General features: G+C 54.4%; 2 protein-coding genes. Both read left to right on the top strand.

Features of this window, described 5'->3' with window-relative positions; genetic code table 11:
• Window positions 1-203 precede the first annotated feature (203 nt).
• Complete coding sequence (locus NW818_RS12470) at window positions 204-1,268, top strand: spermidine/putrescine ABC transporter substrate-binding protein (protein ID WP_148202683.1); 1,065 nt, start codon at window positions 204-206, stop codon at window positions 1,266-1,268.
• A gap of 62 nt (window positions 1,269-1,330) precedes the next feature.
• Window positions 1,331-1,501 carry a chlorophyll a/b-binding protein gene (locus tag NW818_RS12465; RefSeq protein WP_414331192.1) on the top strand — a complete coding sequence of 57 codons (171 nt, stop codon included), beginning with the start codon at window positions 1,331-1,333 and terminating at the stop codon, window positions 1,499-1,501.
• The last annotated feature ends 213 nt before the right edge of the window (window positions 1,502-1,714 follow it).

Raw genomic sequence — 1,714 nt, 5'->3', positions numbered from 1 at the left:
CTTTGCGGCTTTTGGCGGATCGCTCGCGGAGGCGTTGATACCGTTTGGGTGTTGTCTTGGAAACAAGGGTGAGTACCCGAGCCTCAACCGGAGTTTGCGGGGCTTGGCGATTGCCCAAGGCGTGCCCCCTAGCCGCGGGTGTAGCCGGCTGGGGGATGAAAGCAGATACGATGTTTTCAACTTTTCACAGTCGGAGAAATCTCATGAAAAAGTGGATTGCCTCGGCTACAACCCTACTCTGCTGTGTGCTTGTCCTGGTTTTGTTTTGGCCCCATGTTACCTCTGCCCAGAGGCAGACCCTCAATCTCTACATCTGGTCAGAATACATCGATCCCGACATCCTCACTGCCTTTGAAAAAGCCACCAACAGCCGCGTGCTGGTCAGCGTGTACGAATCCAACGAAGACATGGTGGCCAAACTGCGGGGGGGTGGCACCAGCCAGTACGACATTGTTGTTCCTACCGACTACATTGTGCCCAACATGTTGGAGCTGGGGCTGCTGCAGCCTCTCAACAAAGAATTGATCCCCAACCTAAGCAACCTGGGCGAAAAATTTGTCGGCCTGCCCTTTGATCCAGAAAACACCTACACCGCCGCCTATCAGTGGGGCACCACCGGCATTGGCTACCGCAAAGACCGCCTGCCCGAAAACTTTGAACGCTCTTGGGGATTGATTTTCGACCCGCAGCAGCAGTATGGCCCCTTTGTGATGATCGATGAGATGCGCTCCATGATCGGCGCTGCTGCCGTTTACCTGGGCTTCGATATGAACACCACCGTTCGCTCCGAACTGCAGCAGATCCAGCAGCTTTTGATCGACACCAAGCGCCGCAGTGCCGGCTTAATCGGGGGCGTGGGGGGTAAAAACCAACTGGTTTCTGGAACGGCCAATGTAGCCATCGTCTACAGCGGCGATGCCCTGCAAGCTGCCGAAGAAAACCCCAACATCGGCTATTTTGTCCCCCGCGAGGGTGCCCACATTTGGCTGGATGTAATGGCCATTCCCGCCCAGGCCCCCAACCCCGAGCTGGCCAATCGCTTCATCAATTTCATCCTGGATGCTGAAGTCGGCGCTCAACTGAGCAACCACAACCGCTTCGCCACCCCCAACGCTGCAGCTCTGCCCATGATCAACCCAGAAGATCGGCAAAACCCGGCCATCTACCCTGACGAAGAGGCCCTTGCCAAACTCACCTACCTTAAAGTGCTGTCAGGGGAAGAGCTGCGCCTCATCGACGCCCTCTGGACAACCGTGAAAAGCAGCTAGGGATCCCTTGTTAGCTCTCGACATAAAACTTGACACTTTTTAATATCTGAGCCACATTAAAGATGTCACCCGTTGATGGAGCTAAAACCATGGAGAACCAAGAAGCTAAGTTCGGCTTTACCACCTTCGCCGAAAAATGGAATGGCCGTTTGGCAATGTTGGGCTTTGTGATCGGCGTTGCGACCGAGTTGCTGACCGGCCAAGGGATCCTTTCTCAAATTGGCCTGATGTAATCCCAGTAGACCCAAGACACTGCTGTAGATCCTTGCTTGCCTGGCTGTAGTTTCCACCCTCTGCAAAGCAGCCAGGCTTTCGCATTGCCCTCGATTCTGGATTTAGGTCTGAATGAATCCAAATGGAAGTGGAAGCGAAATGCAGGCTGTTAAGTCCAGCTTCCACTGCCTTGCTTCTGCCGCTGACTGATACATTCACGCTGAACTCTCCTG

It is taken from the genome of Synechococcus sp. R6-5 (genome assembly GCF_047461775.1).
In the GTDB taxonomy this organism is placed as follows: domain Bacteria; phylum Cyanobacteriota; class Cyanobacteriia; order Thermostichales; family Thermostichaceae; genus Thermostichus.
This window is presented reverse-complemented; position numbering and strand designations above follow the sequence as displayed.